This window comes from Rhodococcus sp. Ni2 (assembly GCF_021352185.1).
In the GTDB taxonomy this organism is placed as follows: Bacteria; Actinomycetota; Actinomycetes; order Mycobacteriales; family Mycobacteriaceae; genus Rhodococcus_F; species Rhodococcus_F qingshengii.
The window spans coordinates 2617847-2644669 of sequence record NZ_WOXZ01000002.1 but is presented as its reverse complement, the minus strand read 5'-3'; the positions used below and the strand labels follow the sequence as shown (position 1 = coordinate 2644669).

1 protein-coding gene is annotated in these 26823 nt (G+C 64.5%); it reads left to right on the top strand.

Annotated elements, in window-relative coordinates; all coding sequences use genetic code 11:
* Window positions 1-246 precede the first annotated feature (246 nt).
* A complete protein-coding gene (locus GN300_RS25765) occupies window positions 247-26823 on the top strand; it encodes a non-ribosomal peptide synthetase (protein WP_063316715.1) in 26577 nt (8858 codons plus the stop codon).

Genomic DNA, 26823 nt, shown 5'->3' with positions numbered 1-26823 from the left:
CTGCGGTGCTCCTGACGCCTGACGACGACAAATTTTGATCCTGAGTTCGGACCTTCGGGGAGGTTCGGACTTCGAAGCGGCCCTTCGTCGAGGTCGATGACCTTCGGCTGCGCTCTCGCAGGATCGCCACATGGTTTCCACTCGATATCGAGGCGGTGCGATGTTTCTCTTCATTCCCCGAGCCACACTTCCCGGCGCTGATCGTGGCAACGCTGATCGTCACAACGCTGTGTGGGGGTGGTCGTGATGGATACCGACAAGAGGATCGACCCGCTCACCGGATCGCGAAGCCTGCCGGCAGGAGCGTTCCCCCTGTCAGCGGTGCAGCGCAGCATGTGGTTTGCGCAGCAACTTCACCCGACGGTCCCGTACTTCATCGCGCAGTACATCGAGTTCCACGGCGATTTGGACATGCAACTGCTCAGTCGCGCCGCGGTGGAGGCTGCCCACGAGTTCGAATCACCGTTTCTACGGTTGATGTACCCGGATGGGGAGCCCTGCCAGATCGTGGACTTCACGATCGACCCGGGCATCGACTACTTCGACTTCCGCGAGCGTGAGAACCCTCGGCAGGCTGCCTCGGAGTGGATGGACAACGATTACGCGACGACGCTCGATCTGACTCGCGATCGTCTCGTCGAGATGACAATTCTTCAAACTGGTGATCGGGATTACCTGTGGTACACCAGGATTCATCACGTCGCTCTCGACGGATACAGCGGTATGACGATCGTCAATCGGATTGCGGCGATCTACACCGCAGCCGTCGAAGGTCGAGAGCCTGCGGTGAACAAGGCGCTCGACGTCACGACGCTGTCCGAGCTCGACCAGAAGTACCGCGAATCGAGTCGATTCGAAGCCGACCGCGAGTACTGGGCCCAGCGTGTGTCGGGCGTCGAACACGGTTCGACGTTGGCCACCCGTGAGGGACCCCCGACTGCACGCAGTGAACTTGTCAGTGCCGCGATGTCGACGAACAGCCTTGCTGCCTTGGACGAGTGGAATTCACGTTCCGGTGCAACTCCGGCCGCAGTGTTGATTTCGGCACTGGCGTGCTACCTGTCCCGCAGTACCGGCTACGACGACGTGCTGATCAACCTGCCGGTTTCCGCGAGGACGACGGCACCGCTGCAGCGGTCCGGCGGAATGCTGGTCAACGTCGCGCCGCTACACATCCACGTAAACCCGGACGAAAGTGTCGACGATCTGGTCGGGCGCGTGCAACTCGAACTTCTCGGTGCGCTTCGTCATCAGCGATGCAGCCTCGAGGACATCCGGCGTGATGCCGGTCTGACCGTCGGCGACGCGCGTCTGTCCGGCCCGATGATGAATGTGATGCTCTTCCGGCAGGAGATAACCCTCGGGCCACTGACCGGTGAGTATCACATCGTCACGTCGGGTCCGGTCGAGGATCTGCTGGTCAACGTGTACCAGAGCGGCGATCCGGCGCAGACGTTGATCGACTTTCGCGGAAACCCCAATCGCTACGGACACGACGAACTGGCCGAGCACCACCGGGCGTTCACCGAGTTGGTCGCAGAACTGACAGCAGCACCGGCCGGTACGCCGATGAACCGGATTCATCCGGCAAGTGCCGAGGTAGGGGCGCGCAGTGCACAGCGCAGGGAACTCGAGCGGTTCTGGGCGAGATACCTGGGGGACTCCGACGAGGGCCCCACACTGGACCTCGAGACACTGGGCCTCGAGCGAATCGACGCCGAATCGGAGCCCACCGGTACGAATCGGCTGAGCGTCCCACTCGATCCCGCGGTCGCCGAACTTGCGCGCACGGAAGGCGTCTCCCTCTTTGCCGTTGTCCATGCCGCATTTGCTGCGTTGCTGTCGAGATCGACCGAGCGCCGGGACGTGCTGATCGGAACGAGGACCGAGTGGGGAACTCTGCCCCTGCGCTGCGAGGTCGATCCGGCGGCGCCGTTCGACGAGTTCGTGAGTTCTCTTGCTCGAGAACGCGATACGTTGTCGATTCGATCGGCGGCAGGTGTCCCCGCACTGCCCGAGTTGCACGTCCACCTCAACGACGGCTCGCAGGAGACCACGATTGCCGGCCTCGACGTGGCGATCGACGTCCACGCAGATACCGGCGCCCTCGAGGTTGCGTACTCCACGCAGCACTACGCCGAATCCACGGTCCGAGCCTTCCTCTCGCGACTGGTGCGGATCCTTGCAGGCGCAGCAGCAGCCCCGCGAACGCCGGTCGGAGACCTCGATCTCCTCGACGACTTCGAGCGTGAGTCCCTGGTACCGGCGCGGGGAGCGACCGCGTCCTCCCCGTTGACCCTCCCCGATATTCTCCGCCGGGCCTCGGCTGTGAACCCCGATGCCCCAGCGCTCGTTTTCGGTGATCGTGAGGTGAGCTACCGGGATCTCGACGCCGAGTCGAACACACTCGCCCGTGAACTGATCAACAGGGGAGTCGGCCCCGGCACCTATGTCGCCCTTGCGCTGTCGAGGTCTCTCGAATCGGTGACCGCGACGTGGGCGGTGGCCAAGACCGGCGGTGCCTTCCTCCCGATCGATCCGCACTACCCCGAGGATCGTATTCGGTACATGCTCACCGATTCGGGAGCTGTAGTCGGAATCAGTGTGGGGGAGCACCACGGCGGGCTCGCCGATTCGGTGGATTGGCTGCTCCTCGACGAACTGGACACCTCGCACCATTCCGATGCACCGGTCGACGACGCCGAGCGGCGTACGCGCCTGAGCTACGACGATCCGGCATACCTCATCTACACGTCCGGCTCCACTGGTGTCCCCAAAGGCGTCGTGGTCAGTCACCGCGGGCTGAGCAGCTTCGCCGACGAAGAACGAGTCAGGTTCGGAGTCGAACCTGGAGACCGCACCCTGCATTTCTCTTCGCCGAGCTTCGACGCTTCGGTCCTCGAACTCCTCCTTGCCTTCGGGGGCGCGGCAACGATGGTGATCGCGCCGCCCACCGTGTACGGCGGCGACGAACTGGCACAGGTGATGCGTATCGGACGGGTCACCCACGCCTTCGTCACCCCGGCCGCGCTGGCAACAGTCGATCCCGCCGGCCTACCGGATCTACGAGTGGTCGTGACCGGCGGCGACGCATGCTCACCCGCGCTGGTGGATCAGTGGTCACACGGACGCTCGATGTTCAACGCGTACGGACCGACCGAAACCACCGTCGTCGCCACTCTGACCGGACCGCTGAGCAGCGATGTTCCCGTCACCATCGGGAAGCCGATGCGCGGAGCCGCAACCGTCCTCCTGGACTCGCGGCTTCAACCGGTGCCGATCGGTGTCGCCGGCGAGCTCTATGTGAGCGGTGTCGGTTTGGCGCGCGGGTACCACGCGCGTGCCACGATTACGGCCGAACGATTTGTTGCCGACCCCAACGGTGTTGCGGGAGAGCGCATGTACCGCACGGGTGACCTCGCGCGGTGGAACGGCGAGGGTGAGCTGGAGTACCTCGGCCGGAGCGACTTCCAGATCAAGATCCGCGGTTTCCGCGTCGAGCTCGGCGAGATCGACGACGTGCTGCGCCGCCACCCGAGCGTCGCACAGGCAGTCACCGCCGGAGTTGCGGGCCCGAGTGGGGAAACACTGTTGGCGGCGTACGTCACGGCGGCTGCGGGCACACACATCGACAACTCCGAGCTGGTCGCCCACGCGAGATCTTCGTTGGCAGCCCACATGGTTCCGGCGCGGATCGTCGTCCTCGACTCCATTCCGTTGACTCCGGCAGGAAAGATCGACAGGAAAGCGTTACCGGACATCGATTCTGTGGGCGGGTCGGCTGAATACCGTGCCCCTGAGACCTCGACCGAGAAGCGAATTTCGGCGGTGTTCTGCGATCTGCTCGGTATCACCCGGGCGGGAGCAGACGACAGTTTCTTCGACCTCGGCGGTGACTCGTTGATCGCGACCCGCGTCGTGTCGCGAGTCAACGGAGCTCTCGGAACGACGCTGAGCGTTCTCGACCTCTTCGAGGCGCCGACCGTCTCCGCTCTGGCAGCACGTGCCGACCTCGCGGACTCGCGGAACACACGTGCCCCGGCACTGACGCGTATCGATCGCCCTGACCGGATACCGGTATCTCTGGCGCAGCAACGAATGTGGCTGACCAATCAACTCGATCCGAGTTCGCCGGCGTACAACATTCCGATCGCGGTTTCGATGACCGGCGATCTCGACGTCGATGCACTGTTCACCGCGCTGCGGGACGTGATCGTTCGACACGAGATCTTGCGGACCGTTTTCCCCGAGAGTGCGCGTGGCCCCGTCCAGCACGTTCTCGGTGTGGACGAGATGTTCGATCATCTCGAGGTGGAAACGGTGCCTGCCGCAGCGACCTCGGCGCGGGCGAGTGAGCTCGCGCGAGAGGGATTCGACGTCAGCGAATCGGTGCCGATCCGCGCGACTCTGCTCGAGGTGAACGAACGCGAGCACACCTTGGTCCTCGTCGTGCACCACATTGCAGCAGACGGCCTGTCGATGGCGCCGCTGGCTCGTGACGTGATGGTGGCGTACGCCTCGCGGGCGAGCGGACGCGTGCCGGCGTGGCTGCCACTCGAAGTGCAGTACGGCGATTTCAGCGAGTGGCAACGCGGAGCGCTCGGTGAAGCGTCCGACCCGGATTCGATTCTTGCCGAGCAGTTGCGGTTCTGGTCGCACACGCTCACCGAACGCGGTGAGCTCGCGGAACTGCCGATGGATCACCCGCGGCCTGCGGGTGTCTCGCTGCGCGGTGACGATCTCGATTTCCGGATCGACTCCGCGACGTACCGCCGGGTCGGCGAGATCGCGGCGCGCAGCGACGTCAGCGTGTTCATGGTGATCCACGCCGCGCTGGCCGTCCTGCTCAGCCGAGAATCCGGAGCGAACGACATCACGATCGGCACTCCGGTGGCCGGGCGGAGCGAGCGCGCTCTCGACGACGTCGTCGGAATGTTCGTCAACACGGTGGTGCTGAGGACGGTTCTCGAGGGGGGACTCACCTTCGGTGAAGTTCTCACCCGCGTCCGCGACGTCGACGTGGCGGCCTTGCAGCACACCGAAGTGCCGTACGACGTACTCGTCGAATGCCTCGCAGACAACCAGGCGCCGCTGTTCCAGGTGATGCTGGTGATGCAGGGCGCCGCTCCCACCGAGGTCACTTTGCCCGAACTCGAGGTCACGGTCGACGAACTGTCGACGGGCGCGGCAAAGTTCGACCTTCAGGTCATTCTCACCGACCGCGGCGACCATCTCGACGGCCAGTTGAACTACGCCAGCCAGCTTTTCGACTCGGACACCATGTCCGGCCTCGCTGATCGCTTCACGATGCTCCTCGACGCGGTAGCTGCCTACCCGGAATCCGTCGTCGGCGACGTCGATCTCACAGCTCCGGGCGAGGCGGAACTGGTCCTCGAGCGTTGGAATGCCACCGAACACGCCGTACCGATCACCACCCTCTCGGACCTGGTGGCGGAGCAGGCAGCCCGGACACCCGAGGGGGCCGCGCTGGTCTACGGCGAGCGGACACTGACCTATGCGGAGTTCGACGCGAGGGTCGGTGAACTTGCCAGAACCCTCATCGCCCGCGGGGTCGGCCCGGACATGCGCGTCGCGGTGTCGATTCGACGGTCACCGGAACTACTCGTCGCGGTCCACGCCGTGATCCGTGCCGGTGCGGCATACGTCCCGGTGGATCCCGATCATCCCGCCGAGCGCATCGCGTACGTCTTCGACATCGCGGAACCGATCTGCGTGCTGAGCCGGCCCCAGGACCACGGCGCTTTTCCCGCGCGAGTCCCGATCGTGGACGTCGATCTCGATCGTCAGGTGTCCAAGACGGCGCCGATCACCGACGCTGATCGGCTCGGACCCCTGCGCCCGGACAATGCTGCTTACGTGATCTTCACGTCCGGATCGACGGGTCGACCGAAAGGTGTTGCAGTATCACACCGTTCGATCGTCAATCGCCTGCTGTGGATGCAGGACACGTACCCCCTTCACGCGTCGGACGTGGTGCTGCACAAGACCCCGGTGACCTTCGACGTCTCGGTGTGGGAACTGTTCTGGCCCCTGCAGACCGGCGCGCAGTTGGTGATCGCGGAACCGGACGGGCACCGTGATCCCGGGTACCTGTCGGCGTTGATTGCCGACAGAGGCGTCACGACGGCGCACTTCGTTCCGTCGATGCTCGCGGAATTCGTCGCTGCCGCGACTGCCGGGCAGTGTGCGAGCCTGCGTCAGGTGTTCTGCAGCGGTGAAGCCCTCGCGCCTACCACTGCGGAGGCGTTCACCCGTCTGAGTTCTGCGGGACTGTTCAACCTGTACGGACCCACAGAGGCTGCCGTCGACGTCAGCGCCGCCGAATTCACCCCCGACATGACCGTCACCGTTCCCATCGGTGCGCCCGTGTGGAACACCCAGCTCTATGTCCTCGACGGGCGGCTGCATCCGGTTCCGGTCGGCGTTCACGGCGAGCTGTATCTGGCGGGAGTGCAACTGGCGCGTGGATACCTCGGGCGCAGCGATCTCACCGCCGACAGGTTCGTGGCCGACCCGTACGGCCCGTCTGGCACCCGGATGTACCGAACCGGTGATGTCGTCCGGTGGCGCGCCGACGGGCTGCTCGACTATGTCGGTCGACGCGATTTCCAGGTCAAGATCCGCGGGCAGCGCATCGAACTCGCCGAGGTCGAAGCAGCGTTGCTCAGGCTGCCCGGTGTCACGCAAGCTGCTGCTCTCGTCCATCACGACGACGTGGTCGGTGACAGTTTGGTCGGCTACGTCATCGCCGAGACCGGCACTTCGATCGACACGGACGGTCTACGCACCGAGTTGAGAGGTCTCCTTCCGGCCTACATGGTTCCCGCGGTGGTCATCGCCCTCGACGTGTTCCCTCTCGGTTCGACCGGCAAGCTTGATCGGAAGGCTCTGCCCGCGCCCAGCTTCGACAGTTCGCAGACGTATCTGGCGCCGCGAACACCGCTCGAAGCGCAGTTGGCGGCGATCTTCGAGGAACTTCTCGAATCCGGGGCAGTCGGTGTTCACGACAACTTCTTCGAGATCGGCGGAAACAGCCTCGTCGCTGCACGCGCTGTGGCGCGCGTGAACGATTCGCTGTCGTTGAACTTGTCGATCAGAGAGTTGTTCGACGCGCCGACCGTTGCGCAGTTGGCGGTCGAGTGCGCCACGGCTCGAGGGGGAGCGGCAGTCCTTCCGCTCGAGGCATTGCCGCGGCCACAGACGATCCCGCTGTCGCTGGCACAAAAGCGCATGTGGTTCGTCAATCAATTCGACGTCACGTCCGCGGCGTACAACGTCGCCATAGCGATCAGGCTGAGAGGCCGGTTGGACGTTGCCGTGTTGGAGGGCGCGATCACCGACGTGCTTACTCGCCACGAATCGCTGCGCACGCTGTTTCCCATGATCGAGGGAGTGCCGGCGCAGGTGATCGTCGAACCCGGTGAAGCGTTGGGCGCGCTGCCGATTGTCGCCGCGAACGCCGAAGCGGTACTCGGGGAGATCGAACGTCTCACCTCGAGGGGCTTCGACGTCACGCAGGCTCCACCGATCAGGGCGGAACTGATCGAGGTCGACGAAGAAGATCACGTCCTGACCGTGGTCGTCCATCACATCTGCGCCGACGGATTCTCGATGGCACCGTTGGCGTTCGACGTGATGAGCGCGTACTCGGCAAGGCATCGAGGTGAGGCGCCCGACTGGTCTCCTCTTCCGGTCCAGTACGCGGACTTCGCCATCTGGCAGGAAAGGGCTCTCGGTCGGATCGACGAAGCGGACAGCACTCTTGCCGGTCAGCTCGAGTACTGGACACGTCAACTGGCGAGTGTTCCCGAACTTCTTGCGCTCCCCGCAGATCGACCGCGTCCGCGTGTGCAGGATCTCTCGGGCGGCGTCGTTCGATTCGACATAGATGCCGGCATCCACCGCCGTCTGAGCGAAACCGCGATCGAACACCGAAGCAGTATGTTCATGGCGGTACACGCCGCATACGCAGTGCTCGTGGCGAGATTGTCCGGCATGGAAGACATCACGATCGGCTCACCGATCGCCGGGCGCGGAAATGCCCTGCTGGATCCGATGGTCGGTATGTTCGTCGGCACGTTGGTCCTGCGCGCCGACGTCGACCCCGCCGCCTCGTTCACCGATCTGTTGGCCAGAGTTCGCAGCACCGACCTCGACGCCTTCGCTCACGCAGACGTCCCCTTCGAGCGCGTCGTCGATGCGCTGGCTCCGGAGCGGTCGACGTCGCATTCACCGTTGTTCCAGGTGATGCTGGAGTTCAAGAACACCACTCGGCCAGCAGTTCGTCTGACGGATTTGGACGTCGAGGTCCTCGAACTCGAATCCGCCGTCTCGAATTTCGATCTGCAACTCACGCTTGCCGAGACCTTCGACGACGACGGCCGGCCGGCGGGAATCGAGGCCGGGTTCACCTACGCCAGCGCCCTGTTCGACGAGTCGACCGTCGAAGGTTTCGCTCGATACCTGGTTCGGATTCTCGGTGCTGTCACCGAATCACCGCACACGCCGGTCGGCGACATCGATCTCGTGAGTGATCTCGACACGATTCGCGCCGTCGCACCGGAACTTCCCGAGCAGGTTCACTTCTCGACGTTGCTCGAGCGGAAGTACGTCGACGAACCGCAGAGGACTGCACTGATTTTCGGCGACCGCCATCTGACCTACTCCGATCTGGACCGCCGCGCCAACCGGCTTGCACGACTGTTGATCAGCCGCGGGGTCGGTCCGGAATCCGTTGTCGCCCTGGCATTACCACGCTCACTGGAATCCGTGGTCGCGATCTGGGCGGTTGCCCGGTCCGGCGCTGCATTCGTACCCGTCGACCCGGCGTATCCCGTCGACCGCGTGCACCACATGATCAACGACTCGGGAGCGGGCGTCGTTCTCACCACCGCCGAGCATGTGGGTGTCGTCCCCGACGAGGCAGACGCCGTTCTGCTCGATCAGGCAAAGACACTCGCAACCCTCGAACAGATCGGTGATCAGCGGATAGATGCCTCGGAGCTGCTGGCTGCGGTGTCCCTGGACAACCCGGCCTATGTCATCTACACCTCCGGTTCCACCGGCGTCCCCAAAGGCGTCATGGTCACTCACCGTGGGCTTTCGGCACTTGCCGAGCAGGAACGCAGTCGCTTCCGCGTCGAGTCGACCTCGCGCACGCTGCATTTCAGCTCACCGAGCTTCGACGCCTCGATTCTCGAACTCCTGATGGCTGTTGGTGCCGGGGCCACGATGGTCATCGCCCCACCGAGCATCATCGGCGGAACCGAACTGACGAGTCTGATCGCCGACCAGCACGTCACGCACGCCTTCATCACACCAGCCGCACTGGCCACGGTCGATCCGAGCGGACTGAACGAGCTGGTGTGCATCGGAACCGGCGGCGACGTCTGCCCACCCGACCTCGTCGCCGCCTGGGTCAGCGATCACCGGATCATGATCAATGCCTACGGACCAACCGAATCGACGGTCGTCGCCAGCATCACCGAGCCGATGTCCCCGACCGATCGAGTCACGATCGGTCGCCCGTCGACAGGCATCACCGCGTGGGTCCTCGACAATCGCCTGCACCGCGTCCCGGTCGGAGTGACGGGAGAGCTGTACGTCAGCGGCGACGGACTCGCCCGCGGTTACCGAAACCGCGCCGGCACGACCGCCGAACGATTCGTGCCCAATCCCGCGGGCAGTGCGGGCACACGGATGTACCGAACCGGCGACCTCGCCAGGTGGAACAAGAACGGCGAACTCGAGTACCAGGGTCGAGGCGATTTCCAGGTCAAGATTCGCGGATTCCGCATCGAACTCGGCGAGATCGAGGCAGTTCTGGCTCGCTATCCCGGCGTTGCACATTCCGTGGTGACCACGCTCGAACGTGACGGAGGCGCCGCACGGATCGTCGGATACGTCGTGCCTGCCAACGACGCTCAGACTGTGGATCCCGAGGCCGTCATCGCGTTCGCGGGCTCGGCTCTGGCCCCGTACATGGTTCCTGCGGTCGTGGTCGTTCTCGACGAACTGCCGATGACTGCCAACGGAAAGCTCGACCGCCGAGCCCTGCCGGTTCCCGACTTGCGAGCAACCCAGGCACGCTCGCGGGCCGCCGAATCCGATACCGAACGCACGCTGGCCGCCTTGTTCGTCGATGTCCTCGGTGTCGAATCGGTGGGCGTCGACGACTCGTTCTTCTCGATGGGCGGCGATTCGATCATGTCGATTCAGCTCGTCGCCCGTGCCCGCGATGCCGGGCTCGTCTTCACCCCGCGTGACGTCTTCGAGGTGAAATCGGTCGCCGGTCTTGCGGTTTTGCTGGCATCGACCAAGGACGACGAACCCGAGGTGCTCGAGGAACTTCCCGGAGACGGCGTGGGCCACGTGCCGTTGATGCCGGTGGCTCAGTGGTGGCTCGACCGGCTCGGCTCCGATCTCCGAGGTCTCGATTCGTTCTCCCAAGCGACTCTTCTCAACGCGCCGCACGGGCTTCACAGTGTGGAGCAGTTGACCGCGGCTCTTCAAGTTGTTCTCGATCGTCACGACGTCCTTCGCGCACGCCTCGAGCTCGACGGCGAGCGCAGGCTTGTTGTCGGCGAGCCGGGATCTGTTGCAGCCGAGAATATTTGCCGGGTGATCGAGGTAGAGGCCGAGCCGGGCACCGCGGTGTTCGACGGGGCGATCGTCGACGCACTGGGCGGTGCGCGTCGAGAACTCGACCCCGGCCGGGGCGTGATGGTGCGGGTCGTCTGGTTGTCCGGCGTGCGCAACACCGGCCGGCTGCTCCTGGTGATCCACCACCTCGCCGTCGACGGTGTCTCCTGGCGCGTCCTCGTGCCGGAACTTGCGTCGGCTTTCCACCGCATCGATGCAGGCGAGGAACCGGAGCCGTCGTACTCGGGCACGTCGGTTCGTCGTTGGTCGCATGCGCTCCGCGACATCGCGCCCGATCGAAGAGTCGAATTGCCCCGGTGGCGTTCGATACTCGAAGGTGCCGACCCGCTGATCGGAACCCGGCCGCTGGACCCGCGGCTCGACACGTTCGATTCGGTCGGCCGAGTTGTCGCCGACGTACCCGTCGAACTGTCCGACACAGTCCTGACCACGCTTCCGGCGCTTTTCGGTGGATCAGTCAACGACGGTCTCGTTGCTGCTCTCGCACTGGCACTGACGCAGTGGAGGCAGGCACAGGGCATACGAACCGACAACGTGCTCATCTCGATGGAGGGCCACGGACGCGAAGCTCACGTGGTGCCCGGTGCGGACGTCCTGCACACGGTCGGCTGGTTCACCAGCGTCTTCCCGATGCGGATCGACCTCGCCGGCATCGACATCGCGGAAGTGATGAGCAGCGCCCCAGAGGCAGCGGTGGTGCTCAAGCGTGTCAAGGAAGAACTCTTGGGTGTTCCGGACAGCGGCATCGGCTACGGAGTTCTGCGTTACCTCGACGAGGTGGGTCGAGCGGAACTCGAAGACCTCCGCCAACCGCAGATCTCGTTCAACTATCTGGGCCGTTTCTCCGGCACCGAAGCAGGAGAGTCACTGGGGGACTGGGCACTGGCCCGGGACGTCGATCTGGAAGCGGCAGCGCGGTCCGAGATGCCAGTGGGTTCGGTCCTGGACGTCAACGTCGTCACCACCGAGATCTCGGGCGCACCGCACATCGGTGCCACTATCGCCTATCCCACCGGCGTGCTGGCAGAGCGCGATGCTCGCGCCATCGCCGACCTCTGGGTGCAGGCGTTGCGCGCGCTGGCCACCTATGCCGAACACAGCGAACGCGGGGGACTCACCCCGTCGGACATCGACCTGATCGACCTCGACCAGGATTCCATCGACCACCTCGAGCGCGAGTTCCCGACACTGACCGACGTCTGGTCCCTCTCACCACTGCAATCCGGACTGCTCTTCCACGCCCGCTACGCCGAACACACTGTGGACGCGTACACCGTCCAACTCGCACTCGAACTCGACGGCGTCGACGCGTCCCGGTTGCACCGCGCCGCACAGGCACTGCTCGACAGACACGAGAACCTACGCGCGGCGTTCACGACCGACACTGGTGGACGATCGGTGCAGGTGATCAACGCAGACGTTGACGTGCCGTGGACCGAGATCGACATCTCTCCGTTGGCCCCCACCGAACAAGCGACCGAAATACGCGAGCTTCTCCATGCGGATCGGGTCCGCGGCTTCGACATGGCCACTCCGCCCCTGCTGCGGTTCCTGCTTCTGCGAACCGGTGACGACGCGTATCGGTTGATCCTGACCAACCACCACATCCTCCTCGACGGATGGTCGATGCCGCTGTTGGTCCGCGACCTACTGACGCTCTACGCGACAGACAGTGATCACAGTGCCATCCCACGCGTGCACCCCTACCGGGACTATCTGAGCTGGATCAGCACTCGCGACGACAGCGTGTCGATCGAAGCCTGGGGCGAAGCACTCCGCGGACTCGACGACCCGACGCTGCTGACCGGAACCCACGCTGTCGACGAGGACGGCGCGACTTCACGCTCGACCACCACAGCCCTCGGAGAACGTGAGACGGAACTTCTGCGTGGATTCGTCCGCTCCCGTGGCCTGACGACAGCCTCCTTGATCCAGGTGGCCTGGGGAATCGTGCTCGCCGAACTCCTCGGCCGCGACGACGTCGTCTTCGGTGGAACCGTCTCCGGCCGACCACCCCAGGTGTCCGGCGTCGAGTCGATGGTGGGTCTGTTCATCAACACTGTCCCCGTCCGAGTTCGCCTCGATCCAAGAGAGTCCCTGGCGGCGCTGTGCGTTCGCGTCCAAGCGGAACAGGCGCGGTTGTCCGATCACCATCATGTCGGGCTTTCTCACATCACTTCGGCAGTGGGGGCCGCTGCATCGTTCGACACGCTGACTGTGTTCGAGTCGTATCCCGTCGATCGCGGTGGACTCTCCTCCGGCACCGACATCGCCGGAATGCACGTTCTCGACGTCCACGACGCCGAGGATGCCGCGCACTATCCACTGGCAATCGTCGCCTCTGCGGCCGACGGGCGACTGCGGCTCAAATTCGAGTATTTCCCGGGAGTCCTGGGCGATCACGACATCGACGCGATCGCCGACCGGTTGCTCCGCACCCTCGAGCTGATCACCGCACAACCGGATCTGCCGCTGGCGAAACTGCGTTTGATGCCGGATTCGCAAGTGCAGCAGTTGGTTCCCGCGCGCGGCAGGCAGGGCCGCTCGGTCAGGACACTCGATCGCATCTTTTCGGACACCGCGAGCAGATTCCCCGAACGGGTCGCGCTGTCCTGTGGTGAGAGAAAGATGACCTATCGAGAGCTGGACGAGGCGTCGAATCAGTGGGCGCGCGTGCTGATCGCTGAAGGCGCCGGGCCGGATTCACGGGTGGCGATCTGTGTGGAACGCTCCTTCGAATCCGTCGCAGCGGTCTGGGCGATCACCAAGACCGGCGCCGCCTTCGTGCCGATCGATCCTCGCTACCCGAGTGACCGGATCTCGTTCATGCTCGAGGACTCGGCATCCTCGCTCGGATTGACCACGGCTGCCCACAGACCCGGCGACGGCGGTGTGACGAAGTGGCTCGAACTCGACGACCCGACGAGCATCGCTCGGCTCTCCGGAGTATCCGCGGCGCCGCTACGCGAGGACGAGCGTCGAGGAACCCCGCGGTTGGAGAACACTGCCTACCTCATCTACACCTCGGGCTCGACCGGCCGACCCAAGGGCGTCGTCGTCACGCACACCGGTCTCGAGAACTTCGCCGACGAACAGCGTCATCGCTACGGTCTCACCGAGAATTCACGCGCACTGCATTTCGCCTCTCCGAGCTTCGACGCCTCCGTTCTCGAGTATCTACTCGCCTTCGCCGTCGGCGGTGAACTGGTCGTAGCTCCCACCACCGTCTACGGAGGAACCGAACTGGCCGACGTTCTCCGCGAGGGACATGTCACCCACGCGTTCATCACGCCTGCAGCGCTGACGTCGGTGGATCCCGAGGGAATCGACGAACTGACCACCATCACGGTGGGCGGCGAGGCGCCCTCGGCGGACCTGGTGCGCACCTGGGCGCCGGGAAGATCGTTCGTCAACGTCTACGGACCCACCGAAACCACCATCTCCTGCAACCTCAGCGACCCCATCCCGGCCGGCGAGAAGGTCTATCTCGGACCGCCGAACCGCGGATTCAGCGAGGTCGTCCTCGATCGCAGACTTCAACCGGTGTCCGTCGGAGTTCCCGGCGAACTGTATGTCGCCGGACTCGGACTCGCGCGCGGCTATCACGGGCGCTCACCACTGACGAGCGAACGATTTGTCGCCAACCCGTACGGCGAGCCGGGGGAGCGGATGTACCGCACGGGCGACGTGGTGCGCTGGCGCAGCGACCGCACCATCGAGTACCTCGGACGCAGCGACTTCCAGGTCAAGATCCGCGGCTTCCGTATCGAACTCGGCGAGGTCGACACGGCGTTGGGTCAGCTGCCCGGCGTGGAGTACGCGGTCACGTTGGCGGTGCGCGGACCCTCCGACGAGCAGGCCTTGGCGGCATATGTCGTCTGCGACGACGAACGCCGGGTGAGCGCCGAGGACATCCGGGCGGCGGCACGGGAGCTACTGCCGGCACACATGGTGCCCGCAAGCGTCGTCGTGCTCGACGAACTACCGCTGACCGGCGTCGGCAAGGTCGATCGGGCTGCTCTTCCGGCGCCTCGTTTCGACACCGATGCCGAAACACTCACTGCACCGGCCACCGAGTTGGAACGGCTGGTGGTGGGCGTTTTCGAGGACGTGCTCGGAGTGTCTCCGATCGGTATCGACACTCACTTCTTCGACGTCGGCGGAAACTCACTGACCGCGACCCGCGTCATCGCCCGCGTCAACGCACTTCTCGGCACCGACATCGGCGTTCGAGGATTGTTCGAGTCTCCGACAGTTCGGCAGCTGTCTCGTCTGGCGGAGAGCGTCGGCCGCGGCGAGAACCCCAGACCACCGTTGACTCGGCGATCCCGCCCGGACCCACTGCCCGTGTCACTGGCACAGAAGCGGATGTGGTTCCTCAACCAGTTCGACGTGACGTCCCCCGCCTACAACGTTCCCCTGGCAGTGCGCCTCGACGGCGATCTGGACTTCGCCGCATTGCAGGCCGCGGTAGCGGACGTACTGGGGCGCCACGAGAGCTTGCGGACGAAGTTCCCCTCGATCGACGGACAGCCGGTTCAGCAGGTGATGTCCAGCGACGAGGTCATGCCGATCCTGGAGCCGGAAATCGTCACTGCTGCCAGAGTGTCCGATCGAATCCTCGAGCTGGCCTCGGCAGGCTTCGACGCCTCGGCCGAAGTTCCGATCCGCTGCGCGGTCCTGCGCGTCGACGGGGACGAGCGCAGGCACGTACTCGTGATCGTCGTCCACCACATCGTCGCCGACGGGTTCTCGATGAACCCCCTGGCAGCGGACGTGGCAGCGGCTTATGCGGCCCGCAGTGCCGGGAGTGCGCCGAACTGGTCGGAACTGGCCGTGCAGTACGGCGACTTCGCTGTGTGGCAGCACGAAGTGCTCGGCTCCGAGGAAGATCCGGACTCGGCTCTGACCCGTCAGCTCGATTACTGGAAGGACCGACTCGCGGGACTCGGTGAACCGATCGCGTTGCCGACGTCGTTCCCACGTCCGGCAAAGCCGTCCATGGTCGGCTCGGTCCACCGGTTCGCGGTATCGCCGCAGACCCATCGGGCGCTGACCGACCTGGCACGTGAGCACGGCACCACCATGTTCATGCTCATGCACGCAGCACTGGCGGTACTTGCGGCGCGCCTGGCCGGTACCGAGGACATCGCCATCGGGACACCCGTCGCCGGCCGCGGCGAGGCCGAACTCGATCACCTGGTCGGTATGTTCGTCAACACTCTCGTGCTGCGAACACAGATCACGCCCGACGCGTCGTTCGAGGACGTCCTCGCCCAGGTTCGCGAAGGCGACCTCGGCGCGTTCCAGCACACCGATTTGCCCTTCGAAAGGTTGGTCGACGCACTCGACCCGGAACGCTCGACTTCGCACACTCCGTTGTTCCAGATCCTCATCGAGTTCCGCAACAATGCACTCCCACAACTCGAATTGCCGGGGCTGTCGGTCTCGGGAGTCGAGTTCGACCTACCCGTCGCCAAGTTCGATCTGCAACTCTCGGTCACCGAGCGTTACGACGCGGATGGCGGAACGGATGGCATCGACGCCGAATTCATCTACGCCACAGACCTGTTCGACGGTGACTTGATCGATTCGTTCTCACGCAGACTGCTCACCATCCTCGAGGCGGTCTCCCGAGAGCCGTCGACTCCTACCGGTGACATCGACGTCGTGAGCGCCGACGAGCGTCGACAGATGCTGACCGAGTGGAACACTCACGCCGAACCGGCTCCAGCGGACAACATCGCGGACCGATTCTTCGAGGCTGTTGCAGCACATCCGTCGTCGACCGCGGTCAACGACAGCGACGGCGCCATGACGTACGCCGAACTGGACGGGCGCGCTAACCGCCTGGCCCGACTCCTGATCGGCCGCGGTATCGGTCCGGAATCCGTGGTTGCCGTTGCAATGCCCAGAACCACCGATCTCGTGCTCGCCCTCGTCGCCGTCATCAAAACCGGAGCGGCATACCTGCCGGTCGACATCACCTACCCGGCCGAGCGCATGCGGTTCCTCTTCGACGACGCGCGGCCGGTATGCCTGGTCACGACCGGAGACTTCCGAAGCGACCTACCTTCGGAGATCATCGAATCCGGCATAGACGTCGTCGAACTCGGATCGCCGGAGATCGCGGTACGCCTCGATCACTCCGCGCCCCATCGCATCACCGACGCGGACCGGACGACACCACTTCTGCCCGACGCGATCGCGTACATCATCTACACGTCCGGATCCACAGGGCGCCCCAAAGGTGTCCAGGTCAGCCACCGAAACGTCCTGACTCTGATGGACAACACCGCCCCGACGTTCGGGTTCGACGACACGGACGTGTGGACGATGTTCCACTCGTACGCATTCGACTTCTCCGTCTGGGAGTTGTGGGGGCCGCTGCTACACGGCGGCCGACTGGTCGTCGTCGACTACTACACGACCAGATCACCGGACATGTTCCACGAACTGCTCCGCCGGGAGCGAGTGACGGTCCTGAACCAAACGCCCACCGCCTTCTACCAACTCGCCGAAGCCGACCGTGCGTACTCACCGAACGGCACCGGTCCCGACCTTGCACTGCGTTACGTCGTCTTCGGTGGCGAAGCGCTCGACCTCGGGCAGTTGCGCAAGTGGTACGACAGGCGGGCCGACACGGCTCCGACGTTGGTCAACATGTACGGGATCACCGAGACGACAGTGCACGTCAGTCGAATCGCACTCGACCGCAACGACAGCGAGCACGCGTCGGCGAGCATCATCGGGCGAGCAGTACCGGGATTGTCCGTCTACGTACTCGATCGGCGACTGAACTTGGTACCACCAGGTGTCGTCGGCGAAATGTACGTCGCCGGTGATCAGGTGACTCGGGGATACCTCGGGAAACCCGCATTGACTTCGGTGCGGTTCCTTCCCGATCCATTCGGTAGTTCGGGGGATCGAATGTATCGGAGCGGGGACCTGGCGAGGTGGAACGACGCGGGGCAGTTGGAGTACGTGGGCCGCAGTGATTTCCAGGTGAAGGTGCGTGGTTTCCGCATCGAACTCGGAGAGATCGAAGCCGCAATGCTCCGCTGCCCCGGCGTCGCTGCCTCGGTAGCACTTGTTCGGACAGAGGGAGCGTCACCGCGGATCGTCGGGTACGTGGTCGCCGAAACAGGCAGTACCGTCGATTCAGCGACGGTGACCGACTTCGTCGCCGCCGAACTCGCGGAGTACATGGTGCCCACCGCGATCGTCGTCCTCGAATCGCTTCCACTGACGGTCAACGGAAAGCTCGACCGACGCAGCCTCCCGGCTCCGGACTTCACCGTCACGGGACCAACCGAGGCGACGCGGGCGCCGGCCACCGCTACCGAAGCGGTCCTCGCGGACCTCTTCGCGGAGGTGCTGGGTCGGGGCAGTATCGGAGTGGACGATTCCTTCTTCGGTCTCGGCGGCGATTCGATCATGTCGATCCAACTCGTCTCACGGGCGAAGTCCGCAGGCCTCGTCTTCACTCCGCGGGACGTCTTCGAAGCGAAGACCGTGGCCGGCCTCACCAAAGTGCTCCTCATCGAATCATCGGAAACGGCACCGGTTCTCACGGAGCTACCCGGCGGGGGAGCCGGCCCGCTACCGCTCACGCCGATCATGGAGTGGCTCGTCGAACGCAGTCGCGGTGACCTGAGCACGATCCGCAGTTACAGCCAGAGCGCGCTGATCGCACTGCCCGCGGATGTCTCCGGCCCCGCGCTGGAACGAGCATTGCAAACGATCCTCGATCGTCACGACGTGCTGCGGGCGCGCCTGGACGCCGCGACTCACCAACTCGAGATCCGCGAGCCAGGGAGCATCACCGCCCCCGACATCCTGCGCCGAACCCCCATCGTGTCCACCAGCGGCGAAGAATTCGTCGCCGCTGCGGAAACCGCGATGCAGGACGCATCCAGCCGCCTCGATCCCGAACACGGGAAGATGATCAGCGCAGTCTGGTTGGATCCCGTCAGCTCGAACGGCAACCGGGCCGAAGCCGGACGGTTGCTCCTGGTCCTTCATCACCTCGCGGTCGACGGTGTGTCCTGGCGCATGCTCGTCCCGGGCCTGGTCACTGCTTATGCCTCGGCGTTCGACGGAGAAACACCGATACTTCCGCCGGGCGGAACGTCGATACGTCGCTGGGCGACAGCGCTCGCCGAGACCGCTGCGCAGCGACGCGACGAGATCGACCTGTGGTCGAGAATGCGGACCGACGAGCCATTGCTCGGGGCACGCGGGCTCGACCCAGCCGTCGATGTCGGAGCCACCGTCGACCGCGTCAGCGTCGACGTTCCGACCTCCGTGACCGAGAACGTCATCTCGACGGTGCCTCAGCATTTCGGAGGCTCGGTGAACGACGGGCTGCTCGCTGCTCTCGCGATTGCCGTCACCGCCTGGCGTCGATCGCGCGGACAGCGCAGCGGGGACGTGCTCGTCAACCTCGAAGGGCACGGCCGCGAGGAGAACGCCGTACCGGGCGCCGACCTCTCGCGCACGGTCGGCTGGTTCACCACCTTGTTCCCCGTCCGGATCGATCTCACCGGACTCGATGTCGTCGATGCACTGGCCGGGGGATCAACCGCCGCCTCCGCCGTGAAACTCGTCAAGGAAACGCTGCTCGGCCTGCCCGACAACGGAATCGGGTTCGGCATCCTGAAGTACCTCGATCTAAACGAGGAACTTCGTGAGCTGCCCACGCCGCAGATCTCGTTCAACTACCTCGGACGATTTGCCGGCTCGGATCCCGAGCACGGCGAAGTGCCGTGGCTGCCGATCTCGGAAGTGACCCTCGACGAAGCGCACAGCGGCGAATTGGCCGCCGCGTCGGTGCTCGACATCAACGCCGTCACGACCGATACCGCACACGGTCCGATTCTGCGCGCTACGTGGTCCTTCCCCCGCGGCATTCTCAGCGAGGCCGAAGTCACCGAACTGGCGGAGCTCTGGGCCCGAGCACTGGGCGCACTGAGTGAATACGTGGAGGAACACTCCGAGCGCGAGCTCACGCCCACCGATCTCGATCTCGTCACCGCGGATCAACAGAGCATCGAACAGCTCGAGCGCAGATTCCCCGACCTGACCGACATCTGGTCACTGTCACCTCTGCAATCGGGCATGCTCTTCCACGCCCAGTTCGACGAAACCGAAATCGACCCGTACATGGTGCAACTGACCCTCGAGCTCGGGGGTCGGGTGGAGGCGCCGCGCCTGCGCCGCGCCGCGCAGGCCTTGGTTGATCGTCATCCGAGCCTGCGCGCGGGATTTGTCTCCGCACCGGGAGGGCGGGCGCTGCAGGTGATCCGTTCCGGTGCCGACATCGGCTGGGCCGAGATCGACCTGTCCGGGGCCGAAGACAGTGAAGTCGCGTTCGGTCAACTGCTCGAACGCGATCGCGCTCATCGTTTCGACATGGAAACAGCCCCGCTGATCCGCTTCATGCTCGTGCGAATCGGACCGGACACAGCACGCCTCGTCGTGACGAACCACCACATCCTGCTCGACGGCTGGTCCACCCCGCTGTTGCTTCGAGACCTGCTCACTCTCTACGCAACCGACGGTGACCCCGAGATTCTGCCCCGAGTTCAGTCGTATCGCGACTATCTCTCCTGGATCTCGAAGCAAGAACCCGAGACTTCGCTACGGGCGTGGCAAGAAGCGCTACGGGGCGTCGACACGTCCACCCACCTCTCGAGGGCAGACACCGCCGCCGAAACCGTGGCAAGTGAAATCCACTCGTACTCGCTGCCGACCGAACGAGCCGAGACTCTTCGGGCGTTCGCGCGAAGCCGCGGTCTGACCATGGCGACCCTGGTACAGGTGGCATGGGGAATCGTGCTCGCCGAACTTCTCGGACGCGACGACGTCGTCTTCGGCGGAACGGTCTCAGGACGCCCACCACAGGTGCCCGGCGTGGAATCGATAGTCGGCCTGTTCATCAACACGGTGCCTGTCCGAGTCCGCCTCGACGCCCGAGAAACCCTCGCCGAACTGGCCATTCGCGTCCAATCCGAGCAAGCGTCATTGCTCGACCACCACCACATCGGACTGTCGGACATCGCCGGAGCAGTCGGCGCCGCCGGTTCCTTCGACACCCTGACGGTATTCGAGTCGTATCCCGTCGACGAGACAGCCCTGACCGCCGAAACCGACATCGCGGGAATGCACGTTCTCGGCATCGACGGACGCGACTCGGCGCACTATCCGATTGCCGTGGTGGCGTCCGAAAGTGACACGCTGAATCTGAAGATGGAGTACTTGCCGACACACTTCTCCGCCCGCGAAGTCGCCAAGATCACCGAGCGCGTGGGCATCGTCCTCGGGCAACTCGCCTCGGCACCGGATCAGCCGCTGGCCCGTCTGCAGGTTCTCACGGAGTTCGAGAGCCGTGATCTTGCGCCGGTCTTCGGCTCCCCGGGGCGCTCCGCGCGAACGCTCCCAGAGATTCTCGCCGACGTCTCTGCCACCTATCCCGACCGCATCGCGCTCTCGGCCGGCAGCCGTTCCATGACCTACGCCGAACTGGACCGGCGCTCGAACCAGTTGGCCAGAGCCATGATTCGCCGCGGCGCCGGGCCCGAGACGTCGGTTGCCATCGGCATCGAAAGGTCCGTCGAATCCGTACTCGCGGTGTGGGCGGTGGCCAAGACCGGCGCAGCGTTCGTCCCCGTCGACCCCACCTATCCGGCTGACCGAATCGAACACATGCTCAGCGACTCCGAGGTGTTGTTCGGGTTGACCGTCGTCGACGCCATCGACACACTTCCACCCATCGTGTCCTGGTTGGTGCTCGGAGAAGAAGCCTTCGACGACGACGTTGCCACCAGTTGCACGCTGCCGATCACCCAGGACGAACGGCGTGCACCGGTGGTCATGGACAACGCCGCCTACGTGGTCTACACCTCGGGATCCACCGGCCGACCCAAGGGAGTTGTCGTCACCCACACCGGACTCGACAGCTTCGCACTCGACCAGCAACGTCGATTCCACGCCGATCACCACTCTCGAACCCTGCACTTCGCCACCCCCAGCTTCGACGGAGCCGTCTTCGAGTACCTGCAGGCATTCGGTGTCGGAGCAACCATGGTGATCGTCCCGACCGACATCTACGGCGGCGCCGAACTGGCAAGTCTCATCCGCCGCGAACACGTCACTCACGCGTTCGTCACCACGGCAGCACTCGCCACCGTCGACCCGGCCGGCCTGGACGAGTTCCGGCACGTCGTCGTCGGGGGAGAGACACTGCCGCCGCATCTCGTCGGCCTCTGGGCTCCCGGACGAGAATTCGTCAACGCCTACGGCCCGACCGAGACAACCGTCATGGCAGACATCAGCGAACCCATGACAGTGGGCGCACCCATCACGATCGGTGGACCGATCCGCGGCGTGCACGAGATGATCCTCGATTCGCGCCTGCAGCCCGTACCCGTCGGAGCTCCCGGTGAGCTGTACATCGCCGGCATCGGCCTGGCTCGCGGATACCACCGGCGTCCCGGCCTGACCAGCGAGCGATTTGTCGCCGACCCCTTCGGCAAGCCAGGCGACCGGATGTACCGCACGGGCGACATCGTCTCCTGGCGAAGCGATCACACCATCGAATACGTCGGGCGCAGCGACTTCCAGGTCAAGATTCGCGGATTCCGCATCGAGCTCGGCGAGGTCGACGCCCAGATCACCGCAATGGCGAGTGTCACGAATTGCGTGACACTCGGCGTCGACGGACCGGCCGGCGCCACAGTTCTCGCGTCCTACCTCACCGTCGAGGAAGGATCGACGCTGACCGGGGCAGAGATCACCGCGCACCTCGCCGGACGTGTTCCCTCGCACATGGTTCCGGCCAGCATCATGATCGTCGACGAGCTACCGCGCACCGCGGTCGGCAAGCTCGATCGAAAAGCGTTGCCGACGCCGGAGTTCACCGGAACCGGTGTGGAATTCCGGGCGCCCGGCACCAGCCTCGAACGTAGGATCGCCGATGCGTTCATCGACGTACTCGGCGTCGAACGGGTCGGCATCGACGACAATTTCTTCGAGCTCGGCGGCAACTCGCTGATCGCCACTCGCGTGGTCTCGCGGCTCAACTCCGCACTGAACATCGACGTCGGGGTGCGCGTGCTGTTCGAGGCACCGACGACGGCTCAGCTCGCCGAACGGCTCTCCAGCGCTTTCACTGCCGTCGGCACTGTGCCGCTCACTCCCATGGAGCGCAGTGGCAGCGTCCCGCTCTCGTTGGCGCAGAAGCGCATGTGGTTCCTGAACCAATTCGACACACGCTCAGCCGCGTACAACATCCCACTAGCTGTTCGCCTTACCGGTGACCTCGACGTCACGGCCATGCAACAGGCCATCGCCGACGTCGTCGAGCGGCACGAAACACTGCGGACGGTGTTCCCCGCCGTCGGCGGCGATCCGATTCAGCAAGTGCTCACCGTCGACGAGGCAGTACCGCCGGTCCGTGAAATGACGTTGGGGGAGGACGAACTCGCGGAGCGCATGCAACGACTCGCCACGACCGGCTTCGACGTGTCGGTGGACCTGCCGCTGCGCGTGGCACTGTTCCGACTCGACACCGCTGAACCCGTTCACATTCTGTTTGTCGTGGTCCATCACATCTGCGCCGACGGTTCGTCGATGGCGCCGCTCGCACGCGACGTGATGACGGCCTACCTGGCGCGTACGGCAGGGACCGAGCCCACGTGGGCGCCACTCGAGGTGCAGTACGCAGACTTCACGTTGTGGCAGCATCGCGTCCTCGGATCGGAAGACGACCCGGAATCCGTCATCAGTCGCCAATTGCACTACTGGAGTGAGCAACTCGCCGGACTCGACGACGTCATCGCACTGCCCGCCGACCACCCGCGACCCGTGCAACAGACCTTCCACGGTGACCGATTCACCTTCGACATCGACGCGAACACCCACCGCGCCCTCGCGGACCTCACCAGGGCAAACGGTGTCACGATGTTCATGGCGCTGCACGGCGCGCTCGCAGTGCTGATGTCCAAGTTGTCGGGCGCCGACGAAGTCACCATCGGCACACCGATCGCCGGCCGAGGTCAGGCAGCGCTCGATCATCTCGTCGGAATGTTCGTCAACACACTGGTCCTGCGAACCAGCGTCGATCCCGACATCACGTTTGCCGACCTGTTGGAGCACGTCCGGGAAATCGACCTGGCCGCATTCCAGAACTCGGACCTGCCATTCGAACGGCTCGTCGACGTCATCAACCCAACCAGATCCACGTCGTACTCACCGTTGTTCCAGGTCGCCCTCGAACTTCAGAACAACGAACCCGCACATTTCCACCTACCCGGCCTCGACATCGACGGACTGACCGTGGAAACCAAATTCGCGAAGGAGGACCTGGAGCTGATCGTCGACGAGAAGTTCGACGAGTTCGGCATCCCGGCTGGGATGTCCGCAGCCTTCGACTTCGCAACCGATCTCTTCGAACCCGCCACCATTCGTCGGTTTGCCGACCGACTGCGCCTGATCCTGGACGCTGTCGGACGCGAACCCGCAACACGTATCGCCGACATCGGCATCCTCGGCGCCGACGAAACAGCTGCCCTGGTGCCGGCATCCGGTGCCGCCGCGACTCGAGCGCGGGTGTGGCCGGAGATCCTCGCCGAAGCAGTCGCCTCGAACCCGGATGCCCCAGCCCTCTCGAGTCGCGAGAGGTCGATGACCTACCGCGAGCTCGACGAGGAATCGACGAAGCTGGCGCGCGCGCTGTGTCGGCGCGGCGTCGGTCCCGAAGATTTTGTGGCGCTGGGTCTGCCGCGGTCCACCGCGGAGATCGTCGCGATCTGGGCGGTCACGAAAACCGGTGCAGCATTCTTGCCGGTCGACCCGAACTATCCCGACGATCGCATCAACCACATGCTCGACGATTCGCGGGCCGTACTCGGCATCACCGACGACGCTCACCGCAGTCAACTTCCCGAAACGGTCGAGTGGATGGTCCTCGATGAAGCCGAGACCGTCGACGAGATCGACGCCCAGAGCGCAGCCGCGATCACCGATCGCGACCGCACGATCCCCTTGCATCACGGGCATCCCGCGTACCTGATCTACACCTCGGGTTCAACCGGGAAGCCGAAGGGCGTCATCGTCACCCACCTCGGGTTGTCAAACCTTAATGCCGAGGAACATCAGAGATTCAACGTCCAGCCCTATTCGCGGATCTCTCACCTGGCATCACCGAGCTTCGACGCCTCGGTCTTCGAACTCATGATGGCGTTCGGCAGCGGAGCGTGCCTGGTCGTCATCCCACCGACGGTCTTCGGCGGATCCGAGTTGGCCGAAATCTTTGCCGACGAACACGTCTCACACGCGTTCATCACTCCGACCGCGCTCAGTTCGATCGAAAGCTCCGCGCTGCCAGAACTCCGCGTACTCGCAGTCGGTGGCGAGGCCTGCCCACCCGAACTCGTGGACATCTGGGGCCGCGACCGTCGCATGTTCAACGGATACGGACCTACCGAATCCACCATCCAGGCCAGCGTCAGTGAACCCATGCGGCCGGGCAAGGACATCAACATCGGACGACCGGCCATCGGCTTTGCCGGACTGGTCCTCGACGGGCACCTCAAGCCCGTGCCGGTGGGAGTCATCGGGGAGCTGTACGTGACCGGCCCCGGACTCGCCCGCGGATACCACAATCGTCCCGACCTCACCGCCGACCGATTTGTCGCCGATCCGTTCGGCGAACCAGGCCAGCGGATGTACCGCACGGGCGACCTGGTGCGCTGGCGCTCCGACAGCACCCTCGAATACCTGGGCCGCAGCGACTTCCAGATCAAGGTCCGCGGATTCCGCATCGAGCTCGGCGAAATCGACTCTGTCCTGATGGCACACCCATCCGTCTACTTCGCCGCCACACTCGGGCACGAAGCGCCGTCGGGGGAGACGATGATCGCCTCCTACATCCAGCCCGTGGAAGGACAGACCGTCGACGACTGGGAGCTTCGCCGCCATCTGTCTTCTCGCCTGCCCGCGCACATGGTTCCCGGCGCGATCGTCGTCGTCGACCGCATTCCGGTGACACCGGTCGGCAAGCTGGACCGCAAGGCACTGCCGACCCCGAGCTTCGAGCGACGCACGGTCCCGTACGCACCGCCGACAAACAACACCGAACGAACGGTCGTCGACATCTTCGAGACCGTGCTCGGGCACGAGCACATCGGCGTCGACGACGACTTCTTCGAACTGGGCGGAACGTCGATCGTGGCCACTCGCATCACCATCGAACTCGAGAAGCGTCTCGGGATGCGAGTGCCGTTGCAATCGCTTTTCCTGGATCCGACACCTGCCGGAGTCGCCCGGGCTGCCGACGGAATGGACGCACACTCGCCGGACGATTCGTCGGATCTTCTCGCCCCGATGATCACGCTGCGCGCCGGATCCGATCGTGCACCACTGTTCTTCGTCCATCCGGGTATCGGATTGTCCTGGGGTTACGCAGAATTCGTCAAGCATCTCGAGCTGGATCAACCCGTCTACGGTCTTCAGCTACCGTCCCTGAGCGGCGGGCCCAGCTTCGACTCGCTGACCGAACTCGCCGACGACTACGCGAATCGCATTGCAGCCGTGGCATCGACCGGCCCGATCCATCTGGCCGGCTGGTCGCTCGGCGGCGTGATCGCACACGCCGTGGCACACAGCCTCACTCGGAGCGGACGTGACGTGACTCTGTCGATACTCGACAGCTATCCGTCGTCGGATTCCGATCAGCCCGCAGAACTCTCGGTCTCCGAACTACTGGCCGGGCTCGCGATGCCGGCGGGATCCAAGACGGTCGAGACCTTCGAAGAAGCGGCGGAATTGCTGGAGCAGACCCTGGGTGCCGGAATCGGAATCGAAGCGGAGCATCTGGCGCGGATCAGTCGCGGTTACTCCCACTCCGTCGAATTGACGAATCGGCACCAACCGCCTGTCCACGTTGGAGCCATCGAGTTCTTCGTAGCCGGAAGATCTACGGAGAACGGACACGATGTCGCCGAATGGCGAAGGTTTGTAGAAGGGGACATCCGAGTCACCGAAGTCGATTGCGAACACAACCAGATGATCGAACCGGGTCCGGCGGCAACCATAGCTGTACGATTGCGAGAAGTTATCGCTCAGTGGGGTGTCTGA

Excerpts from the sequence above, each read along its gene's own strand:
- GN300_RS25765 (WP_063316715.1), top strand. The coding sequence starts at position 247 with ATGGATACCGACAAGAGGATCGACCCGCTCACCGGATCGCGAAGCCTG.